This window comes from Rhizobacter sp. P2_D12, assembly GCF_056404395.1.
This window is the reverse complement of the sequence record NZ_JBFUEB010000128.1, coordinates 1-16,173: the sequence shown is the minus strand read 5'-3', so window position 1 is coordinate 16,173 and position 16,173 is coordinate 1. Positions and strand designations below refer to the sequence as shown.

Genomic DNA, 16,173 nt, shown 5'->3' with positions numbered 1-16,173 from the left:
CGGCCGGCCCGGCGCGCGAGCCGCTTCTGGCCGTCAAGGCGCCGCCGCAGCCCGCCCGGGCACCGCGCCTGGTGCCGCACGGCGGCGCGGGGCTGATCCCGATGCCCGAGGGCGTGCCGGCGGCGCATGCGAGCGCGCTGACCGTGCTGCCGAGCGGCGAGCTGCTGGCCTTCTGGTGGGCCGGTTCGCGCGAGAGCGCACCCGACGTGTCGCTGTATGTCGCCCGCCATGCCGGCGGCCAATGGAGCGCCGCGCAGAAGGTGGCCGACCGCGCGTCGCTCGGCCGCCAGCTCGGCTTCGGCGTGCGACGCATCGGCAACCCGTCGGCCTGGACCGCGCCCGATGGCCGCGTCCACGTCTTCATGGTCGCCACCGGGCTGGGCGGCTGGGCGGCGGCGCGCGTGGTGCAGCTGGTGTCGGACGATGCGGCGCACGGCTTCTCGGTGCAGCGCATGCTGCCGCTGACGCCGCTGGCGAACACCAGCGTGCTGGTGCGCAGCAATCCGGTCGGGCTGGGCGACGGCGGCTGGCTGCTGCCGGCGTACTTCGAGCTGCGCAACAAGTACCCGCTGGTCGTCTCGTTCGATGCCGATGGCGCGCCGCGCTGGATCAGCCGCATCGGCCGTTCGACCACCGCACTGCAGCCGGCGCTGCTGCCGCTGTCGGGCACCGAGCTGCGCGCGGTGATGCGCGACATCGGCCCGGCGCACCGCATCCAGCAGGCGGTCAGCCACGATGCCGGCCGGCACTGGCAGGACCTGCCGGCGCTCGACATCCCGAACCGCGACGATTCGGTGGCCGCGCTGCGGCTGGCCAACGGCGGCTACGTGATGCTGCACAACGACACGCTGCCGGGCGGTTCGCCGCGCCAGTGGCTGCGCCTGTCGACGTCGGCCGACGCCCAGGCCTGGACGCCGGCGCTCGACGTGCAGCGCGGCGTGGCCGGCGACGAGTTCTCGTACCCGTCGGTGCAGCAGCTGGGGGCGCAGCTGCACGTCACCTACACCGCGCAGCGCAAGGCGATCGGGCACCAGGTCTATGACATCGACTACCCGGAGGCCGCGCCATGACGCTGCCTGAACTGGCGCTGCAGGTCGCCTGGGCCCGCCTGGCCTGGGGCGTGGTCGCTGCCGCCGTGCTGCTGGCGGCGCTGCCGCTGCGTGGCGCACGGGCGCGTGCCGTCGCCGTGGCGCTCGGCCTGGCGGTGATGTGGCTGCCCGGCCCGGCTTCGCCGGCATTCTGGCTGGGGTTGGCGTTCCAGCAGCCGAGTGGTTTGCTCGCGATGCTGTGCGCGGCCTCGGTCGGACTGCGCTTCGTCGATCGCCCCGGCCTGCAGGTGCTGCCGCTGCCGCTCGCGGCGCTGCTGCTGGCCGGCGGCGCGTTGCTGTATGCCGATGCGGCCGGTGCGCTGTCGCTGGGCCTCTATGCCTGGGGCTTCGACGCGGTGCAGGCGCCGCTGGCCGGCGTGCTGCTGTCGGTGCTGGCGCTGGCGGCAGCGGTGCGCGGCCGGCAGGCCTGGGCCGGCTGGGCCGTGCTGCTGGCGCTGACGCTGCATGCGGTGGCGCGCCTGCCCACCGGCAACCTGTTCGATGCGCTGCTGGACCCGCTGCTGTGGCTGTGGGCGCTGGGGCGCTGCGGCAGCGCTGCCGTCCTGTGGCTGCGCCGCCGCCGAACGTCCGTCACGATGTCCTGATCGAATCACGCCATGTCCTTGTTGCGTCCCCATCTTCGTCTTGCCCTTGCGATGGCCGCCGTGCTGCTGGGGGTCGGCAGCATCGCCCGCGCCGCGTTCGGCCTGTGGTTCGCGCCGCCCGGTGCGGCGATGGCGGCCGGCGACTGGGCCGCGGCCCTGCTGCTCGGCGTGCGCTTCGACCTGCGCGTCGCGCTCGACACCGTGCTGCTGGCCTGGCTGCTCGCGAGCTTGCCGTGGCTCGGCAAGCACCTGCGCCCGCCGCGTGCGCGCGCCTTCTGGCATGCGTACTGGATGCTTGCCGCGCTGCTGTGGGCGACCGGCGTGGTGCTCGATGCCGGGCATTTCGCGTACCTGTCGCAGCGCCTGTCGGCGGTGGTGTTCTCGCTCGCGCGCGATGTCGGCGAAGCGGCCGGCATGGTGACGCAGACCTACCCGGTGGGCCGCATCCTGCTGGCGGTGGCGGCCTGGTTGCTGCTGTGCCACGTCATCTTCGGCTGGCTGTGGCGGCGCATTGCCGCGCGCCCCGATGTGCCGCAGCGGCGCTGGCAGGTCGGGCTGGCCGAGACCGGCGTCGTGCTGCTCGCGGTGTTCGCGATCCACGGCAAGTTCTCGCAGTACCCGCTGCGCTGGAGCGATTCGATCGAGCTGCAGAACGCGTTCGCGCAGCAGCTGTCGCTGAACCCGCTGCACAACCTGTACGACACCTGGACCTTCCGCGCGCAGCGCCTGGACGATGCGCAGATGCGGCCGGATGCCGACGCGATCCGGGCCTTCGTCGGGCTGCCGCCGCTGAAGCCGGGCGAGCCGATCTCGTTCCTGCGCAGCACGCCGGCCAAACCCGAGATGGCCGGCCGCCCGCCGATGAACGTGGTGCTGGTGCTGCTGGAGAGCTTTGCCGCGCACAAGGTGGGCGCGATCGGCAGCCCGCTGGGCGCGACGCCGAACTACGACGCGCTGGCCAAGGAGGGCCTGCTGTTCACGCGCATGATGAGCGCGCACGGCCACACCGCGCGCGGCGTGTTCACCACCGTCACTGGCATGCCCGACGTGTCGGTCGAGTCGACCGCGTCGCGCAACCCGGCGGCCACCAACCAGCAGTCGATCATCAACGAGTTCGCCGGCTACAAGAAGTTCTACTTCATCGGCGGCAGCACCTCGTGGGCCAACGTGCGCGGCGTGCTGACGGCGGCGATCGACGGCGTCGACATCGTCGAGCAGACGCGGCTCAAGTCACCGGTGGTCGACGTGTGGGGCGTCTCGGACAAGAACCTGTTCCTGGAGGCGAACGAGATGTTCCGCGCGCAGCAGCGGCCGTTCTTCGCGATGATCCAGACCAGCGGCAACCACCGGCCGTACACCATCCCCGACGAGGACAAGGCCGCCTTCAAGCCGCCGACGCCGACCGACGCGCAGCTGGAGGACAACGGCTTCATCTCGGTGGACGAATTCCGCGCCTTCGCCTACCTCGACTGGTGCATCGGCCAGTTCATGCAGCAGGCGCGCCGGGAGGCGTACTTCAAGAACACGATCTTCGCGTTCATCGGCGACCACGGCATCATCGGCGTCACCGGGCCGCACCTGCCGAAGTCATGGCACGACCTGGCGATCACGCAGGGGCACACGCCGTTCCTCGTCTATTCGCCGGGCCACGTGGCGCCGCGCCGTATCGATTCGTGGGCGCAGCAGGTCGACGTGCTGCCGACGCTCGCGTCGCTGGCCGGCATCGCCTACCGCAACACGACGCTCGGGCGCGACCTGCTGGACCCGCAGTTCGATGCCAGCCGCGTCGCGTTCGAGTTCCAGTTCACCGGGCCGCGCCAGCAGGGCGTGCTGGTCGGCACGCACATGCTGGTCGACCGGCAACCGCCGGCGGTGTTCGACATCCTGTCGGACAAGCCGTCGACCAACCTGTTGCAGCAGCAGCCGGTGCCACCGGAGATCGCGGCGCTGCAGCAGCAGTGGGGCCACTTCCCGGCGGCTTACGGGAATGCGGCGCTGTACCTGCAGACCCACAACCACAAGCTGGTGGATTAGGGTCAGGGCCCCCCAGTCGCTTCGCTCCTGCCCCCAAGGGGCGCCACCCCTGCGCCCGGCAGAGCCGGATCGCGGGGCGTGGCTGGATGGGCGACTTCGTGGTGCTCGTCGAGGTCGCCGGCAGCGGTGTCCATCGGGATGGGCGACGAATCGAGCGGCGCGAGGTCGCTGTCGCCGTTGTCGGGGATCGCGGCATCGAGGTCCGGCAGCAGGATGTCGATGTCGGCGGCCAGGCGGGCGGCGCGTTCGGCACGGCTCGTCGCCAGCGCCGCGCGTGCGGCCTTCACGCGGCGCAATGCACGCCGCGATTCGCGTTCGTCGTGGTCGATCTGCGCCTTCGGGCCGCACAGGAAGCCGCCGCCCTTGAACCACACGTAGACCTCGGTGCCGACGTCCATCGGCTCCTGGTGCGGTGCGAGCAGCATCTCGATGACGCCGAACGGGAAGAACAGCCGGATGGCCTGCTTGTCACCCACCAGCGCGACGTGGCGGCTGCGTGCCACCTGTTCGAGATGCTGCGGCTGGATCGGCACCAAAGGCCATGAGAGCACACGGTTCATTCGATCTCCCTGTGGAGGCTTGTTGTCCGTGCACGATATCGGAGCACCGCCGCACCAGCTCATCGGGTTACCGCGCGTTACCCCTCTTTCGCCGCCACGTCCCGCAACACCTGCCAATGGTTGTCCAGTTGCATACCAATCGGCAGGCCAACCAGAGACCGATCGCCATGGCGCGCCTGCACGCGCCCACCGGCCCACAGCCTGTCAGATGCGTCCAGCGTCACCGCGCAGGCGTCGCGCAACGGATCGAGGCCTTGCCATCGGCCATCGCCGCGCCAGCGGGCGAGGCCTTGCGCGCGCGGGCAGCCGATGACGAAGCCGCCGGCCACGGCCGCGATGTCGCCACCATAGCCGGCCAGCGCGGGCGAGGGCGCCGGCTGCAAGCGGGTGCCGTCGAAGCGCGCGAGCACCGGCGCGGCGGCCCGCAGCGCCGCGTCGTCGTGCTCGGCCTGCAGCGCGATGYCGAGCACGGCGCCGGCGCCGTGGCCATGCCATGCGAGGTGGCGCAGGCTGAGCCGCGCATCGTCGAGCTGCCAGCGTCCCGCCACCGCGCCGCGCGCCGCGTCGAGGCGCACCAGCGATGAGTCCATGCGGTCGAGGTCCAGCTTCATGCGCCCGGTCTCCGGTCGGATCGCGATGCCGCCATTGGCGACCACCAGCCGGGTGAACGGCGCGGCCTGTTCGTCCCACAGCAGCATGTGCGGGTCCTGGCCGTGCGTGGGCCATTCGTCGCGCTTGTCCAGCGTGCGGGCATCGCGCACACCGATCAGGCCGGCACCGGTGTCGAGATCGGTCTCGCTGGTGTACAGCGTGTCGCCGCCCGCGTTGCAGATCACGTGGCCGTTGTACGCGCGGTTCGGTTCGATCCACGCCAGCGCGAGCACGCGGCCGTGCCGGTCCCAGCGCATCAGCCAGTCGCCGGGGCGGCGTGCCACCGCCAGCAGCGTGCCRGCCGGTTCCTGCAGCACGCCGTGGGCCCGCGTGGGCACCGCGATGCGCGAGCGCACGCGCAGCTGCCCGCCGTCGAGCCGCAGCACGCCGACGCCCGGCCCATCGGGCGACTGCCAGGCGGCAGCGAGTTCGTCCGGCGCGTGCGCCGCGAACAGCGCGGGGCTCGCGCACGCCAGCACCGCGCCCCCGCAGTGCTGCAGCCAGCGGCGGCGCGGCGTGCTCACAGGGACTCCACGAAGCGCACCAGCGCCGCGCGTTCGGCGGCCGTCATCTTCAGCACCTGGCGGCGGCTCGCCTCGGCCTCGCCACCATGCCACAGCACGGCCTCGAGGACGCCGCGCGCGCGGCCGTCGTGCAGCAGCTGCTGGTGGTCGTTGACGTCGCGGATCAGCCCGACCCCCCACAGCGGCGGCGTGCGCCACTGGCGGCCATCGGCCAGGAAGTCGGGCCGCCCGTCGGCCAGGCCGTCGCCCATGTCGTGCAGCAGCAGGTCGGTGTAGGGCCAGATGGTCTGCCCCTTCAGCGCCGGGCTGGCAAGCGCCGGCAGCGGGCTGTCGCCGGTGATGTAGCTCGGCCGGTGGCACGCGCCGCACTGCGCCTGCTCGAACAGCGCCTGGCCGTGCCGCACCTGCGCATGGCCCGGGTCGCGGCGCGCCGGCGGCGCGAGGCTCGCCTGGTAGAACACCACGTCGCCCAGCGTCCGGTCGTCGATCTCCGGGCCTTCGCCCTTTGCGCCGCGCGGCGACTTCATGCAGTCGTCCTGCGTGAAGGTGCACGACTCCTGCGGGAAGCGCGACGACGTGATGCCGATGTCGCCGACGAAGGCGGCCGCGGTCTGGTGCGCGAGCGTCGCGACGTTGGCCTTCCAGCCGAAGCGGCCCGGCATCATGCGCTGGTTGAAGGCGTCCCACACCTGGTTCGGCTTGCCCTTGACCGGCCCGGGGGCGGCGGCCTGGCGTTGCGCGTTGGCAAGGATCTCGGCTTCGGGGATCGCTTCGAGCAGCCCCATGCCGATCAGCTGCGAGGCGAGCCGCGGGCTCACCATCAGGCCGCGCGTCGCCGGCCCGTACGCCAGCCCGGCCAGCCCGAAGCGCGGCTGGCGCAGCGTGTACGGCGTGCCGTCGTCGAACCTGCCGCGCAGCGTGCGCACCTGCAGCGTCGCGCGGCCTTCGACGCGCACGCCCGGCACGGCCAGCGTGCGCAGCTGGTCGCCATAGATCGGGTCGGGGCGCGGCCCGCCGTGAGGTCCTTCGCCGGGGATGGACAGGCGCAGCAGCAGTGCCACCGGCGCTTCCTTCAGCGGCTTCGCGTAGTCGGGCGGCGCGCCGCGCCCGCTTTGCACATGGCAGCCGCCGCACGAGCGCGCGATGAAATGCGGGCCGAGCCCGTCGCGCGCCGCGGTCGACGACGGCGCCTCGACCCAGTTGCGGCGGAAGAACGAGTTGCCGACCGCGAAGCGCGTGCGCTCCGCGTCGTCCAGGTTGGCAGCCGCGAACGAGAACGCGTTGCGGCCGGTCGCGGCGACGGTGGTGGCGCCGCCGGTCTGTTCGTCCGGCGCCAGCTCGTCGGCGGGCGGTGCCGCGTGCAGCAGCATCGCGCCGTTGACGCCGAGCAGCGCGGCCACGAGCCACGATTTCACGGCTTCACCATGTTCAGGCGCGTGATGCCGATCGCCGCCGCCGCGGCGCCGATCTCGCGCGCCTGGGCCAGCACGCTGTCGATGGTCGCGCGCACGCGCATCGGGCCGGGCGCGCTCTTGCTGCCGAGGATCTCGCGGTCGAACGGTGGCTGGATGGCTTGCGCCGCGCTGACCGAGGTGGCGATCTGGCGCGTCGTGCGCTCGGCCTGGGCCGCGTCCTTGCCGGCCACCAGGTCGCGCAGCGACGGGCCCTGCAGCAGGCTGCCGTCGCGCCGCTTGTAGCGGCCCAGCCAGACGTTCTCGATGCCGATCGCGTTGTTGACGATGTCGCGGTGGGTGTTGTCGGAGAAGCAGGACTGCTCGTCCTCCTGGTCCTGCGTGTTCAGCGCGACCTCCATGCGCTCGCCGGCCAGCTCGGCACGCGACAGCGCGCCGATGCCGATGATGATGCGGCGCACCGACTCGAGGCCGCCGCGCTCGAACTTCGCGCGGAAGTTGGCCGGGGTGCCGGGCGCCCACGCGGCCACCAGATAGCGCAGGTCGTCGACCAGCAGCGCCGCCACCGCGGCCAGGTACTGCCGGCGCCGCCCGGCATGGGGGCCCTTGCCGTCGACGTAGTCGGTGAACGGGCGGTCGCCGGGGCCGGTCTCGCTCAGGTCCTGGCCCCACAGCAGGAACTCGATCGCATGCCAGCCGGTGGAGATGTTCTCGAGCCCGCCGCGGATGTTGGAGGCGGCCAGCGCGGCCTTGGTCAGCGCGGCCTTCGGGTTGTTGACGAGGCCGCTGTCGGGCCGGTCTTTCACGTAGTCGATGTACGACTCGTCGACCGGCCAGGTGTTCAGCCGCTGCTCGGGGCCCTTGGCATCGTCGATCGGGCCGGCATAGAAGCGGAAGGCCTCGGTCTGGCCGTACCACTCGCGCGCCTCGATCCAGGCGCTGCGGGCGGCTGTCAGCGTGTCGGCCGAAGGCGCGGCCAGAAAGGCGCCGATGGCCTGCTGCAGCGCCAGCGCGCCGGCCAGGCTGTCGCCGTAGGACGCGTGCACGAGGTCGGCGTACTGCCGCACGACGGCATCGGCGTCGACCGCCGCGAAGGTGCGTGGCGCAAGCGCGAGTGTGCCCATGGCCGCGGCCACGGCGTGCAGCATCTGGCGCTTGTTCATGGACGGTTCTTGCAGACCCTGGGCGTTCGAATATAGACCACGCCGGCCGCGCTTCGGGCGCGATGCGACATGTCGGTGCATGTCGGGCGGTGTCCGATCTTGAAAGACCCTGCCGCTGCCAGACTTTTCGAGCCGCGATCTGATGCTGTCCGAAACCGTTTCCGCGCTCCCATGAACAAGATCAATTTCCGGCCTGTCAGGGCAGTGCCGGCCACGCCGCATCCGGTGGATGCGCAAGCCTTGCTGTCGCAGGGCCGCGCCCTGCATGCGCAAGGCCACTTGAACGAAGCCTTCGCGCGCTACCAGGCGGCACTGGCGGCCGATCCCGAGAATGCCGAGGGCCTGCACCTGCTGGGCGTGGCCTACCTGGGCCTGCGCCAGCCGCTGCTCGGCATCGCGTTCGTGCGGCGTGCGATCGCGCGCCGGCCCGATGCGGCGGACTACCGCATGAACCTCGCGACGGCGCTGGTGCAGCAGGGCCAGCTCGCCGAGGCGGTGATCGAGGTGCAGGCCGCCTGCCGGCTCAAGCCCGGCGATGCCGAGGCGCTGGCGATGCTGGGCGGGCTGTGCGTGCAGCTGCAGCGCTTCGACGAGGCCGAGCGGCACTATGCCGCGGCCATCGAGGTCGCGCCCGGCCAGGCGAACTGGCACGAAGCGCTGGCGCGCCTGCGCTACCTGCGCTGGGCGCTGCCCGAGGCGGCGCAGGACGCGCAGCGCGCGCTGGCCCTGGCGCCGCGCATCGCCGAGCGGCTGAACCTGGGCTTTGCGCACGTGGCGTCGCCGGCGCCGCAGGGCTCGCCGGCCGCGTTGCTGGAGCGGGCGGCCAGCTTCGATGCCGCGGCGCTGGCGCAGGCCTGCATCGACCGCGACCTGCTCGTCGTCGACGATTTCCTGCCCGACCCGCAGGCCTTCCGCGCCGAGGCGCTGCGCCTGTGCGCGACGCAGGCGCAGCGCTCGGCCCAGGGCAACTTCCCCGGCGTGCAGACGCCGCCGCAACCGGTCGGCCTGGCGATGCAGCGCATCGCCGACATGCTGGGCCGCGCGATCAAGTGGGATTCGCCGGACAACGGCGCGCTGCGCGTCAGCCTCGCCGCCGACGACGCGCGCGCCGACGTGCACGTCGACAACCCGACGCTGCCGAACATCTTCGGTGGCGTGCTGTACCTGAGCCGGCCGGAAGACTGCCGAGGCGGCACGCGCTTCTTCCGCCACCGCGCGACCGGCTGGGACCGCCGCCCCGACGACGCGGCCTTGCGCGCGATGGGCCACGCCGGCTTCCTCGACTTCCAGAAGCGCCACCTGCCGATCAACCGCCGGCTCGCGTTCGCCGAGTGGCAGCAGCAGCGCGACGCGACCTGGGAATACCTGTTCGAGGTGCCGATGCGCTTCAACCGGCTGATCGTGTTCCGCAGCGATTTCTTCCACGCGATCACCGAGCTGTTCGGCGAGCGCGCCGAGAACGGCCGCCTGGTGCAGCTGTTCCACTTCGAGGCCGAGCGCTGACGCGCAGCCGCGACGGGCGGGCCGTTTATTTTTTGATTTCGGCAGCGGCGCGCGCCAGGATGTCGGCAATGCGGCGCTGCTCGTCGAGCGACGCGCCGGCCTTGTCGATCAGCGCATGCCGCAACGCGTGCTGCGCTTCGCGCACCTCGGCGGCGAACTCCGGCATGCTGCCGCGTTCGTGCCCACGCCCGCGGCCCCCCCGGCCGCTGCGGCCCTGCGGGTCTTCGGCCATCGCGCTGCGCAGGTGTTCCATGCGCTGGCCGATCCACTCCAGCTGGCGCAGCAGCGTGTCGGCCGCCTCGCGGTTCTCGTCCAGGTGGCTCAGGCCGGCGACGGTGACGCTGTAGAGCTTCTTCGCCCCATCGGCCTGCACCGTCGCATGGCCGATCTCCTCGAGGTAGGTCAGCGCGGGATAGACCATGCCCGGGCTCGGGCTGTAGTAGCCGTTCGAGCGCTCGTCCAGCGCCTTGATGATCTCGTAGCCGTGGCGCGGCTTCTCGGCCAGCAGCGCGAGGATCAGCAACTGCAGGTCGGCCGAACCGAGCTTGCGCCCCGGGCCCAGGCCGCCGGCGCCGCGCGACACGTCGCCCGGGAAATCGGGGTGGCCGCCGAAGCCGAAGCCCTGGAAGCCGCGGTGGTGGTGGCGGCCGGCATGGTGGTGGGCGCCGGGGTCGCAATGGCCGTGATGGCCGTGATGCGGATGGCGCAGGCCGCGGCCGAAGGCCTGGAAGCGGTCGAAGAAGGATGGATGCATGGCGGTGTCCTGTGATGTATCTGAGAGTCAGTCTGTAAACGTATCGTACGATATATATCGGCGATACGGCAATTCCCTCCGGTCGGCAGGGCCATGCCGGCCCTTCGCCCCGTGTCAGGCGAGGCGGACGTCGTCCAGCGGCACGCCGCACAGCTCGGCCAATGCCTCCACCACCATCGCATGGTCTTCGCGCTGGGGCAGGCCGGAGACCGTCACGACGCCGACGCAGCCAACCTTCGGCACGACGATCGGAAAGCTGCCGCCGTGGTCGGCGTAGTCGCGCAGCGGCAGGCCCATCTTCGCTTCGAGCGAGCTGCCGTCGCGTGCGTTGGCGCGGCCGATGCCATAGGAGCTGCGCTGCATCAGCTCGACCGTGTTGCGCTTGCGCCGTGCCCAGTCGGCATTCGACGGCGAGGTGCCGGGCATCGCGAAAAAGAACACCGTCTCGCGCGCCAGCCGGATCTCGATGGAGATTGCCACTGCACGCGACTCGGCCATTTGCTTCAGCCGGACCCCCAAACCCCATGCGGTATCCGCATCGAAATTGTGAGGACGCAAACAATCCTCTTGCTTGGCGATCGATTTCAGGTCTTGCTCGTGGTTCATGGGGTCTGAATCCGGGGTGAAAAGGGGGTGGAAAGCGGCAACAACGGGGCGACTGTACCGGGCCGATGCAGATGCCGCATGGGTGTCTGGTGGGGCGTGAATCGTGCCTCGACACTGCGGCCGCCGTAGCCGATCAACCCCTTTTTGCAAAGGATGCGGACATGTCGTCCAGTACCCTGTTGTCGTCGTTGCCCGACACCTTGCCCGAGTCGCAGTGGGCCTGGGCGGGCCCTGCTCTTGCCGCTGTCGCGCTGTTGCTGCTGTGCGTGGCGGCCTGGCCCGCCGTGCGCCGCCTGTCGGCCGCGCGCCGCGTCGCGGGCATGGCCTTGTGCGGGCTGGGCCTGGCCGCGGTTCACGGCTTCGGGCTGCTCTCGTACCGCGCTTACCTGCTGCAGCGTGACCGCACCGAGCTGCGCGCCTTCAACGACGCGCTGGTGCGCGACGCGATGCAATACCTCGCACGCCTGTGCGGCACCGAACGCCGCCTGGTCGTCGCCGAGACCCCGATGGTGCTGCCGGCGGAGCAGGGCGTGCTGCTGGACATCGAGCCGGCGCGCCGGCTGGCGCTGCCGGATGCGCCACCGCTGCCTTCGCTGCCGCCGCGCATGCAGGAGGTGCAGCAGCGCCATGGCGAGCCGGATCCACAGCGCATGCACGAGCGCCAGTACCGGCTGCCGGTCGACTGGTTCGAGCAGGTGGGCGCCGGCGAGTTGCTGGCAGCGCTGCCGTTCGCCTTCGTCGAACGCGACCTGCGGCACAGCGCGCGCGGTGCGATCACGGTCACGGCCCCCAAGCTGTGGTGGGACATGGCCGGCCGCGCATCATTGCTGCCGCCGGCCGTTGCGGCCGAGGTGCTGGATCGGCTGGCCCGCGCCGACCCGTTGCAACAGGTCGAGGCACCGGTGCGCGAGAGCACGGCGCGCTACCTGCTGACGGGCCGCGACATCTCCACCGCCGAGGACCGGCGTCACTGGGTGGCGCGTGCGCAGCTGTCGCTGACCGACCGCCGCAGCGGCATGCTGCTGGCGCAATACGTCGGCTTTGCGGCCCACCTGGCGCCGGCCTACGAACCGGGGCGGCGCCTCGCATGGCAGGACAGCCTGCTGTGCCCGGGGCCCGAACGGGCGTACAAGCCGCGCGGCGAGCGCTTCGACCTGGTCCGGTTCGTCGCGAGGCACGCGATGCATGCGGCATGGCACGGCATCCGCAGGGCGGGCGACGTGCTGCAGTTGCTCAGCCGGGCCGTTGGGGGCCGGTTGATCCCAGCCCTTCGTGCCTGAGCCGCTGGCGTCATCGAGACGATGTCAGAATTTGCCCCGTTCGCAACCAGGAGCATGAACGTGGCAATGGACGTGGTGGACTTCGAGATCAAGGGCGCCGAGATGCAATTCGTCGAGGTCGAGCTCGACCCGGGCGAGGCGGCGGTCGGCGAGGCCGGCAGCATGATGTACATGGATGCCGGCATCGGCATGGACACTGTCTTCGGCGACGGTTCGGCCAACCAGGGCGGCATCTTCGGCAAGCTGCTCGGCGCCGGCAAGCGGCTCATCACCGGCGAGTCGCTGTTCACCACCGTCTACACCAACCAGGGCCAGGGCAAGCGCAAGGTGGCCTTCGCCGCGCCGTACCCCGGCAAGATCCTGCCGATGGACCTGCGCCAGCTCGGCGGCACGCTGATCTGCCAGAAGGACGCCTTCCTGTGCGCCGCCAAGGGCGTGTCGCTGGGCATCTTCTTCCAGCAGAAGCTGTCGGTCGGCTTCTTCGGCGGCGAAGGCTTCGTGATGCAGAAGCTCGAAGGCGACGGCCTTGCGTTCGTGCATGCCGGCGGCACCGTGCTCAAGCGCGAGTTGCAGCCCGGCCAGACGCTGCTGATCGACACCGGTTGCATCGTCGCACTGACGCCCAACGTCAACTTCGAGATCCAGTACGTCGGCAAGATCAAGACCGCGCTGTTCGGCGGCGAAGGCCTGTTCTTCGCGAAGGTCACCGGCCCCGGCACGGTGTGGCTGCAAAGCCTGCCGTTCTCGCGCCTGGCCTCGCGCGTGTTCGCCGCCGCACCGCAGAACGGCGGCCGCCGCGAAGAGGGCTCGGTGCTTGGCGGTTTCGCCACCGGCGGCCTGCTCGGCGGCATCCTCGGCGGTGACGACGAATAGGCGAGCCGCGGAACAGAAAGGCTTCCGCAGGCCTGTTCGAAGGTGGGCGCACGCTGCGCTCACCCTAAAATGCTGGTTTCCCTTGCCGGTATTGGTCTTGAAACTGCTGTCTGCGCTGCCCCGTTTCCGCTCGATCGCCACCTTGGTCGCCTGCTTGTCCTGCGGGCTGTCCGCCGTGGCCGCCGAGGCGGCGGACAAGCCGAAGCCGCCGATCTTCGTGCTGAACTCGCTCGACGCATCGATCAGCGTGATCGACGCCCGCACGTTCGCCGAGATCCGCCGCATCCCCACCGGCAAGGAACCGCACCACCTCTACCTGACGCCCGACGAGAAATCCCTGATCGTCGCGAATGCGCTGAGCGATTCGCTGACCCTGGTCGATCCGGTCACCGGCGAGGTGCAGCGCACGATCACGAAGATCCCCGACCCCTACCACCTGCGCTTCTCGCCCGACATGAAGTGGTTCGTCACCGCGGCGAACCGCCTCAACCACATCGACATCTACCGCTGGGAGCCGGCCGACACGGCCAACCCGATCAAGCTCGCCGGCCGCGTGCCGGCCTCGCGCACGCCCAGCCACCTGTCGATCGACAGCAAGAGCACGGTCATCTACGCGTCGATGCAGGACAGCGACGAGCTGATGGCGATCGACCTGCTGACGCAAAAGCCGCGCTGGAAGATCACCGTCGGCAAGCTGCCGGCCGACGTCTACCTGACGCCCGATGACCGGCTGCTCTTCGTCGGCCTGACCGGCGACGAGTTCGTCGAGGTCTACGACGTCACGCAGGCGCAGCCGAAGCTGGTCAAGCGCATCCTGACCGGTGCCGGCGCGCATGCCTTCCGCAGCCGTGGCGACGGCCAGCACGTATTCGTCAGCAACCGCGTGGCCAACACCATCAGCATGATCGACACGCGCAGCCTGAGCGTGGTCGACAGCTACCCGGCACCCGGCGGCCCCGATTGCATCGACGTGCTGGCCGACGGCAAGACGCTGCTGGTCAGCTCGCGCTGGGCCCGCAAGCTGACGCTGATCGACATCGACAAGAAGCAGGTGATTCGCCAGGTGGCGGTGGGCCGCTCGCCGCACGGCGTGTGGACGCTGAACCATGCGTCGCGCCGCTAGCCTGGCCTTGATCGCCGCGCTGCTGGCCGGCAACGTCCATGCGGCGGGCTGCGACAAGCCCGTCTACCTGACGCTGGACACCGGCCACATGGGCGTGGCCCCGCTGGTGGCGCAGGTGCTGCAGCGCCAGCAGGTCAAGGCCACGTTCTTCCTCGCCAACGAGAAGACCAAGACCGACGGATCCAGCCTGGACGACGAATGGGCGCCGTGGTGGAAGGCCCGTGCCGCCGAAGGCCATGCGTTCGGCTCGCACACCTTCGACCACGTCTACTGGGTGGCGGACGTGAAGAGCGGCGACGCGAAGGGCGGTTTCAAGGTGCGGCCGAGCGCCGGCCCGGATGCCGGCAAGCTGCTGACCTGGACCGCGGCACAGTACTGCGCCGAGCTGCAGCGCCCGGCCGACCGCTTCCACGCGATGACCGGGCAAACGATGCCGCACCTGTTCCGTGCGCCCGGGGGCAAGACCTCGCCGGCCCTGCTGGCCGCCGCCAAGGCCTGCGGCTGGACGCACGTGGCGTGGAGCCCGGCCGGCTTCCTGGGGGATGAATTGCCGAGCGATCGTTTCCCGAACGCGCAACTTTTGCAGCGCGCGCTGGATCACATCCGTCCCGGCGACGTGCTGCTGGCCCACCTGGGCATCTGGTCGCGCCAGGACCCGTGGGCGCCCGCCGTGCTCGAGCCGCTGATCCAGGGTCTGAAGGACCGCCATTTCTGCTTCATGACGCTGCGCGATCATCCGGACTACCGTGATGCCGCCCGGCACTGAGTAACCCCTTTCCCGCCATGCTCGATCGCCTGTTGCTCGCCTTCACCGACGCCTTCGGCCAGGTCCAGCAGGCATTGTTCGAAGGCGTCGTCCAACCACTGGCTTTTCAACTGGGCCTGGGCAACGTCGTCGAGGATGCGTTCGATGCCACCGGCTGGCTGCTGGTGGGCGTGCTGCAGATCGTCGTGCTGCTGGTGGTGATCGGCACGCTCGAGCGCTGGCGGCCGGTCGAGCCGGTGACCGATCGCCGCGCGGTGCGCAACGACGTGCTGTACACGCTGATCCACCGGCTCGGGCTGTTCCGCGTCGGGCTGTTCTTCGCGGTCGACCCGTTCTTCGACGAGGCCTTCGGCGCTGCGCGCCTGGCCGGACTGCCGACCTGGCAGCTCGACCAGGCCTTCGGGCCGTGGTGGCCCGGCGTCACCGACACCGCGTGGTTCAGCCTGGTCGCCTACCTGCTGGTGTTCGATTTCGTCGACTACTGGATCCACCGCGGCCAGCATCAATTCCACTGGTGGTGGGGCCTGCATTCGCTGCACCACAGCCAGCGCCAGATGACGATGTGGAGCGACAACCGCAACCACCTGCTCGACGACCTGATCCGCGACAGCATCATCGTCGTCGTCGCGCGGCTGATCGGCATCCCGCCGGGGCAGTTCATCGCGGTGGTGGCCTGCACGCAGCTGCTCGAAAGCCTGTCGCATGCCAACCTGCGGATGTGGTTCGGGCCGGTGTTCGAGCGCGTGTTCGTCAGCCCGCGCTTCCACCGGCTGCACCACAGCATCGGGCTGGGCCACGAGTCGGCCGGGCGCGGCACGCTGGGCGGGCACAACTTCGCGGTGCTGTTTCCCCTCTGGGACGTGTTGTTCCGCACCGCCAACTTCGAGCTGCGCTACGACCCGACGGGCATCCGCGACCAACTGCCCGAGGCCGGGGGGCGCGAGTACGGGCAGGGGTTCTGGCACCAGCAGTGGCTGGGGTTGAAGAGGGCGTTCGGCCGACGCGCTTGAAGGCATCCCGGATGGGCATCCGGGCTACGGGTTATTCTGCGGCCCCATGGTGAAACCGCTGTTCGATTCCTTCTGGCGCGCCGCTGCCTATTGTTTGCATCCGCGCGTCATCGTCCTGTCCCTGCTGCCGCTGGCCCTGCTCGTCGGGCTGAGCTTCACGCTCGGCTACTTCTTCTGGGAAGACGCGATCGACGGCGTGCGCTACCTGCTCGATTCATGGG

At 70.6% G+C, this 16,173-nt stretch carries 15 protein-coding genes and 1 pseudogene; 10 read left to right on the top strand and 6 right to left on the bottom strand.

Annotated elements, in window-relative coordinates; genetic code table 11:
* From AC1DYN_RS28155 to AC1DYN_RS28145, 3 genes are all read left to right on the top strand, one after another.
* Positions 1-1,070 (top strand): sialidase family protein (locus AC1DYN_RS28155; protein ID WP_477965314.1); only part of this gene is annotated, 1,070 nt, incomplete at its 5' end.
* Positions 1,067-1,693, top strand: coding sequence for a hypothetical protein (locus AC1DYN_RS28150; protein WP_477965312.1), 627 nt, complete (start codon positions 1,067-1,069; stop codon positions 1,691-1,693). The genes AC1DYN_RS28155 and AC1DYN_RS28150, both read left to right, overlap by 4 nt.
* Before the next feature lie 12 nt (positions 1,694-1,705).
* Entirely contained in the window at positions 1,706-3,727 is a 2,022-nt protein-coding gene (locus AC1DYN_RS28145) for an LTA synthase family protein (protein WP_477965310.1), read from the top strand.
* 2 nt (positions 3,728-3,729) lie between these two features.
* Here AC1DYN_RS28145 and AC1DYN_RS28140 read toward each other — a convergent pair whose 3' ends face one another.
* The 4 genes from AC1DYN_RS28140 to AC1DYN_RS28125 form a co-directional block, all read right to left on the bottom strand.
* Positions 3,730-4,287 carry a hypothetical protein gene (locus tag AC1DYN_RS28140; RefSeq protein WP_477965308.1) on the bottom strand — a complete coding sequence of 186 codons (558 nt, stop codon included), beginning with the start codon at positions 4,285-4,287 and terminating at the stop codon, positions 3,730-3,732.
* Positions 4,288-4,364: 77 nt separating this feature from the next.
* Complete coding sequence (locus tag AC1DYN_RS28135) at positions 4,365-5,462, bottom strand: DUF1513 domain-containing protein (RefSeq protein ID WP_477965306.1); 1,098 nt, start codon at positions 5,460-5,462, stop codon at positions 4,365-4,367.
* Positions 5,459-6,832, bottom strand: a complete 1,374-nt coding sequence (locus AC1DYN_RS28130) for a di-heme oxidoreductase family protein (protein ID WP_477965318.1) — start codon at positions 6,830-6,832, stop codon at positions 5,459-5,461. Before AC1DYN_RS28130 ends, AC1DYN_RS28135 begins: the two co-directional genes overlap by 4 nt.
* A 41-nt stretch (positions 6,833-6,873) precedes the next feature.
* Positions 6,874-8,037 carry an imelysin family protein gene (locus AC1DYN_RS28125; protein ID WP_477965304.1) on the bottom strand — a complete coding sequence of 388 codons (1,164 nt, stop codon included), beginning with the start codon at positions 8,035-8,037 and terminating at the stop codon, positions 6,874-6,876.
* A 171-nt stretch (positions 8,038-8,208) separates the two neighbouring features.
* Here AC1DYN_RS28125 and AC1DYN_RS28120 point away from each other — a divergent pair, with 171 nt between their 5' ends.
* On the top strand, positions 8,209-9,540 hold the full coding sequence (locus AC1DYN_RS28120) for a DUF6445 family protein (protein ID WP_477965302.1): 1,332 nt from the start codon (positions 8,209-8,211) through the stop codon (positions 9,538-9,540).
* Positions 9,541-9,565: 25 nt separating this feature from the next.
* On the opposite strand, the gene AC1DYN_RS28115 is transcribed toward AC1DYN_RS28120, so the two are convergent.
* Together AC1DYN_RS28115 and AC1DYN_RS28110 are read right to left on the bottom strand one after the other, a co-directional pair.
* Positions 9,566-10,294: a PadR family transcriptional regulator gene (locus tag AC1DYN_RS28115; RefSeq protein ID WP_477965300.1), complete on the bottom strand. Its 729-nt coding sequence runs from the start codon at positions 10,292-10,294 to the stop codon at positions 9,566-9,568.
* A 114-nt stretch (positions 10,295-10,408) separates the two neighbouring features.
* Entirely contained in the window at positions 10,409-10,900 is a 492-nt protein-coding gene (locus AC1DYN_RS28110; protein ID WP_477965298.1) for a heme-degrading domain-containing protein, read from the bottom strand.
* A 161-nt stretch (positions 10,901-11,061) separates the two neighbouring features.
* Here AC1DYN_RS28110 and AC1DYN_RS28105 point away from each other — a divergent pair, with 161 nt between their 5' ends.
* The 6 genes and pseudogenes from AC1DYN_RS28105 to AC1DYN_RS28080 all read left to right on the top strand — a co-directional run.
* The gene (locus AC1DYN_RS28105) at positions 11,062-12,180 is read left to right on the top strand and encodes a hypothetical protein (protein WP_477965296.1); all 1,119 of its coding nucleotides are present in this window, start codon (positions 11,062-11,064) and stop codon (positions 12,178-12,180) included.
* A 60-nt stretch (positions 12,181-12,240) separates the two neighbouring features.
* On the top strand, positions 12,241-13,053 hold the full coding sequence (locus AC1DYN_RS28100) for a TIGR00266 family protein (RefSeq protein ID WP_477965294.1): 813 nt from the start codon (positions 12,241-12,243) through the stop codon (positions 13,051-13,053).
* A gap of 103 nt (positions 13,054-13,156) precedes the next feature.
* Positions 13,157-14,176, top strand: a complete 1,020-nt coding sequence (locus tag AC1DYN_RS28095) for a YVTN family beta-propeller repeat protein (protein WP_477965316.1) — start codon at positions 13,157-13,159, stop codon at positions 14,174-14,176.
* Positions 14,160-14,942 carry a polysaccharide deacetylase family protein gene (locus AC1DYN_RS28090; protein WP_477965292.1) on the top strand — a complete coding sequence of 261 codons (783 nt, stop codon included), beginning with the start codon at positions 14,160-14,162 and terminating at the stop codon, positions 14,940-14,942. Before AC1DYN_RS28095 ends, AC1DYN_RS28090 begins: the two co-directional genes overlap by 17 nt.
* 17 nt (positions 14,943-14,959) lie before the next feature.
* The gene (locus tag AC1DYN_RS28085; protein ID WP_477965290.1) at positions 14,960-15,952 is read left to right on the top strand and encodes a sterol desaturase family protein; all 993 of its coding nucleotides are present in this window, start codon (positions 14,960-14,962) and stop codon (positions 15,950-15,952) included.
* Positions 15,953-16,001: 49 nt separating this feature from the next.
* A pseudogene (locus AC1DYN_RS28080) lies at positions 16,002-16,173 on the top strand (EI24 domain-containing protein); the annotation flags it as partial.

Excerpts from the sequence above, each read along its gene's own strand:
- AC1DYN_RS28125 (WP_477965304.1), bottom strand. The coding sequence starts at position 8,037 with ATGAACAAGCGCCAGATGCTGCACGCCGTGGCCGCGGCCATGGGCACA.
- AC1DYN_RS28120 (WP_477965302.1), top strand. The coding sequence starts at position 8,209 with ATGAACAAGATCAATTTCCGGCCTGTCAGGGCAGTGCCGGCCACGCCG.
- AC1DYN_RS28150 (WP_477965312.1), top strand. The coding sequence starts at position 1,067 with ATGACGCTGCCTGAACTGGCGCTGCAGGTCGCCTGGGCCCGCCTGGCC.
- AC1DYN_RS28130 (WP_477965318.1), bottom strand. The coding sequence starts at position 6,832 with ATGCTGCTGCACGCGGCACCGCCCGCCGACGAGCTGGCGCCGGACGAA.
- AC1DYN_RS28085 (WP_477965290.1), top strand. The coding sequence starts at position 14,960 with ATGCTCGATCGCCTGTTGCTCGCCTTCACCGACGCCTTCGGCCAGGTC.
- AC1DYN_RS28110 (WP_477965298.1), bottom strand. The coding sequence starts at position 10,900 with ATGAACCACGAGCAAGACCTGAAATCGATCGCCAAGCAAGAGGATTGT.
- AC1DYN_RS28105 (WP_477965296.1), top strand. The coding sequence starts at position 11,062 with ATGTCGTCCAGTACCCTGTTGTCGTCGTTGCCCGACACCTTGCCCGAG.
- AC1DYN_RS28115 (WP_477965300.1), bottom strand. The coding sequence starts at position 10,294 with ATGCATCCATCCTTCTTCGACCGCTTCCAGGCCTTCGGCCGCGGCCTG.
- AC1DYN_RS28090 (WP_477965292.1), top strand. The coding sequence starts at position 14,160 with ATGCGTCGCGCCGCTAGCCTGGCCTTGATCGCCGCGCTGCTGGCCGGC.
- AC1DYN_RS28140 (WP_477965308.1), bottom strand. The coding sequence starts at position 4,287 with ATGAACCGTGTGCTCTCATGGCCTTTGGTGCCGATCCAGCCGCAGCAT.
- AC1DYN_RS28145 (WP_477965310.1), top strand. The coding sequence starts at position 1,706 with ATGTCCTTGTTGCGTCCCCATCTTCGTCTTGCCCTTGCGATGGCCGCC.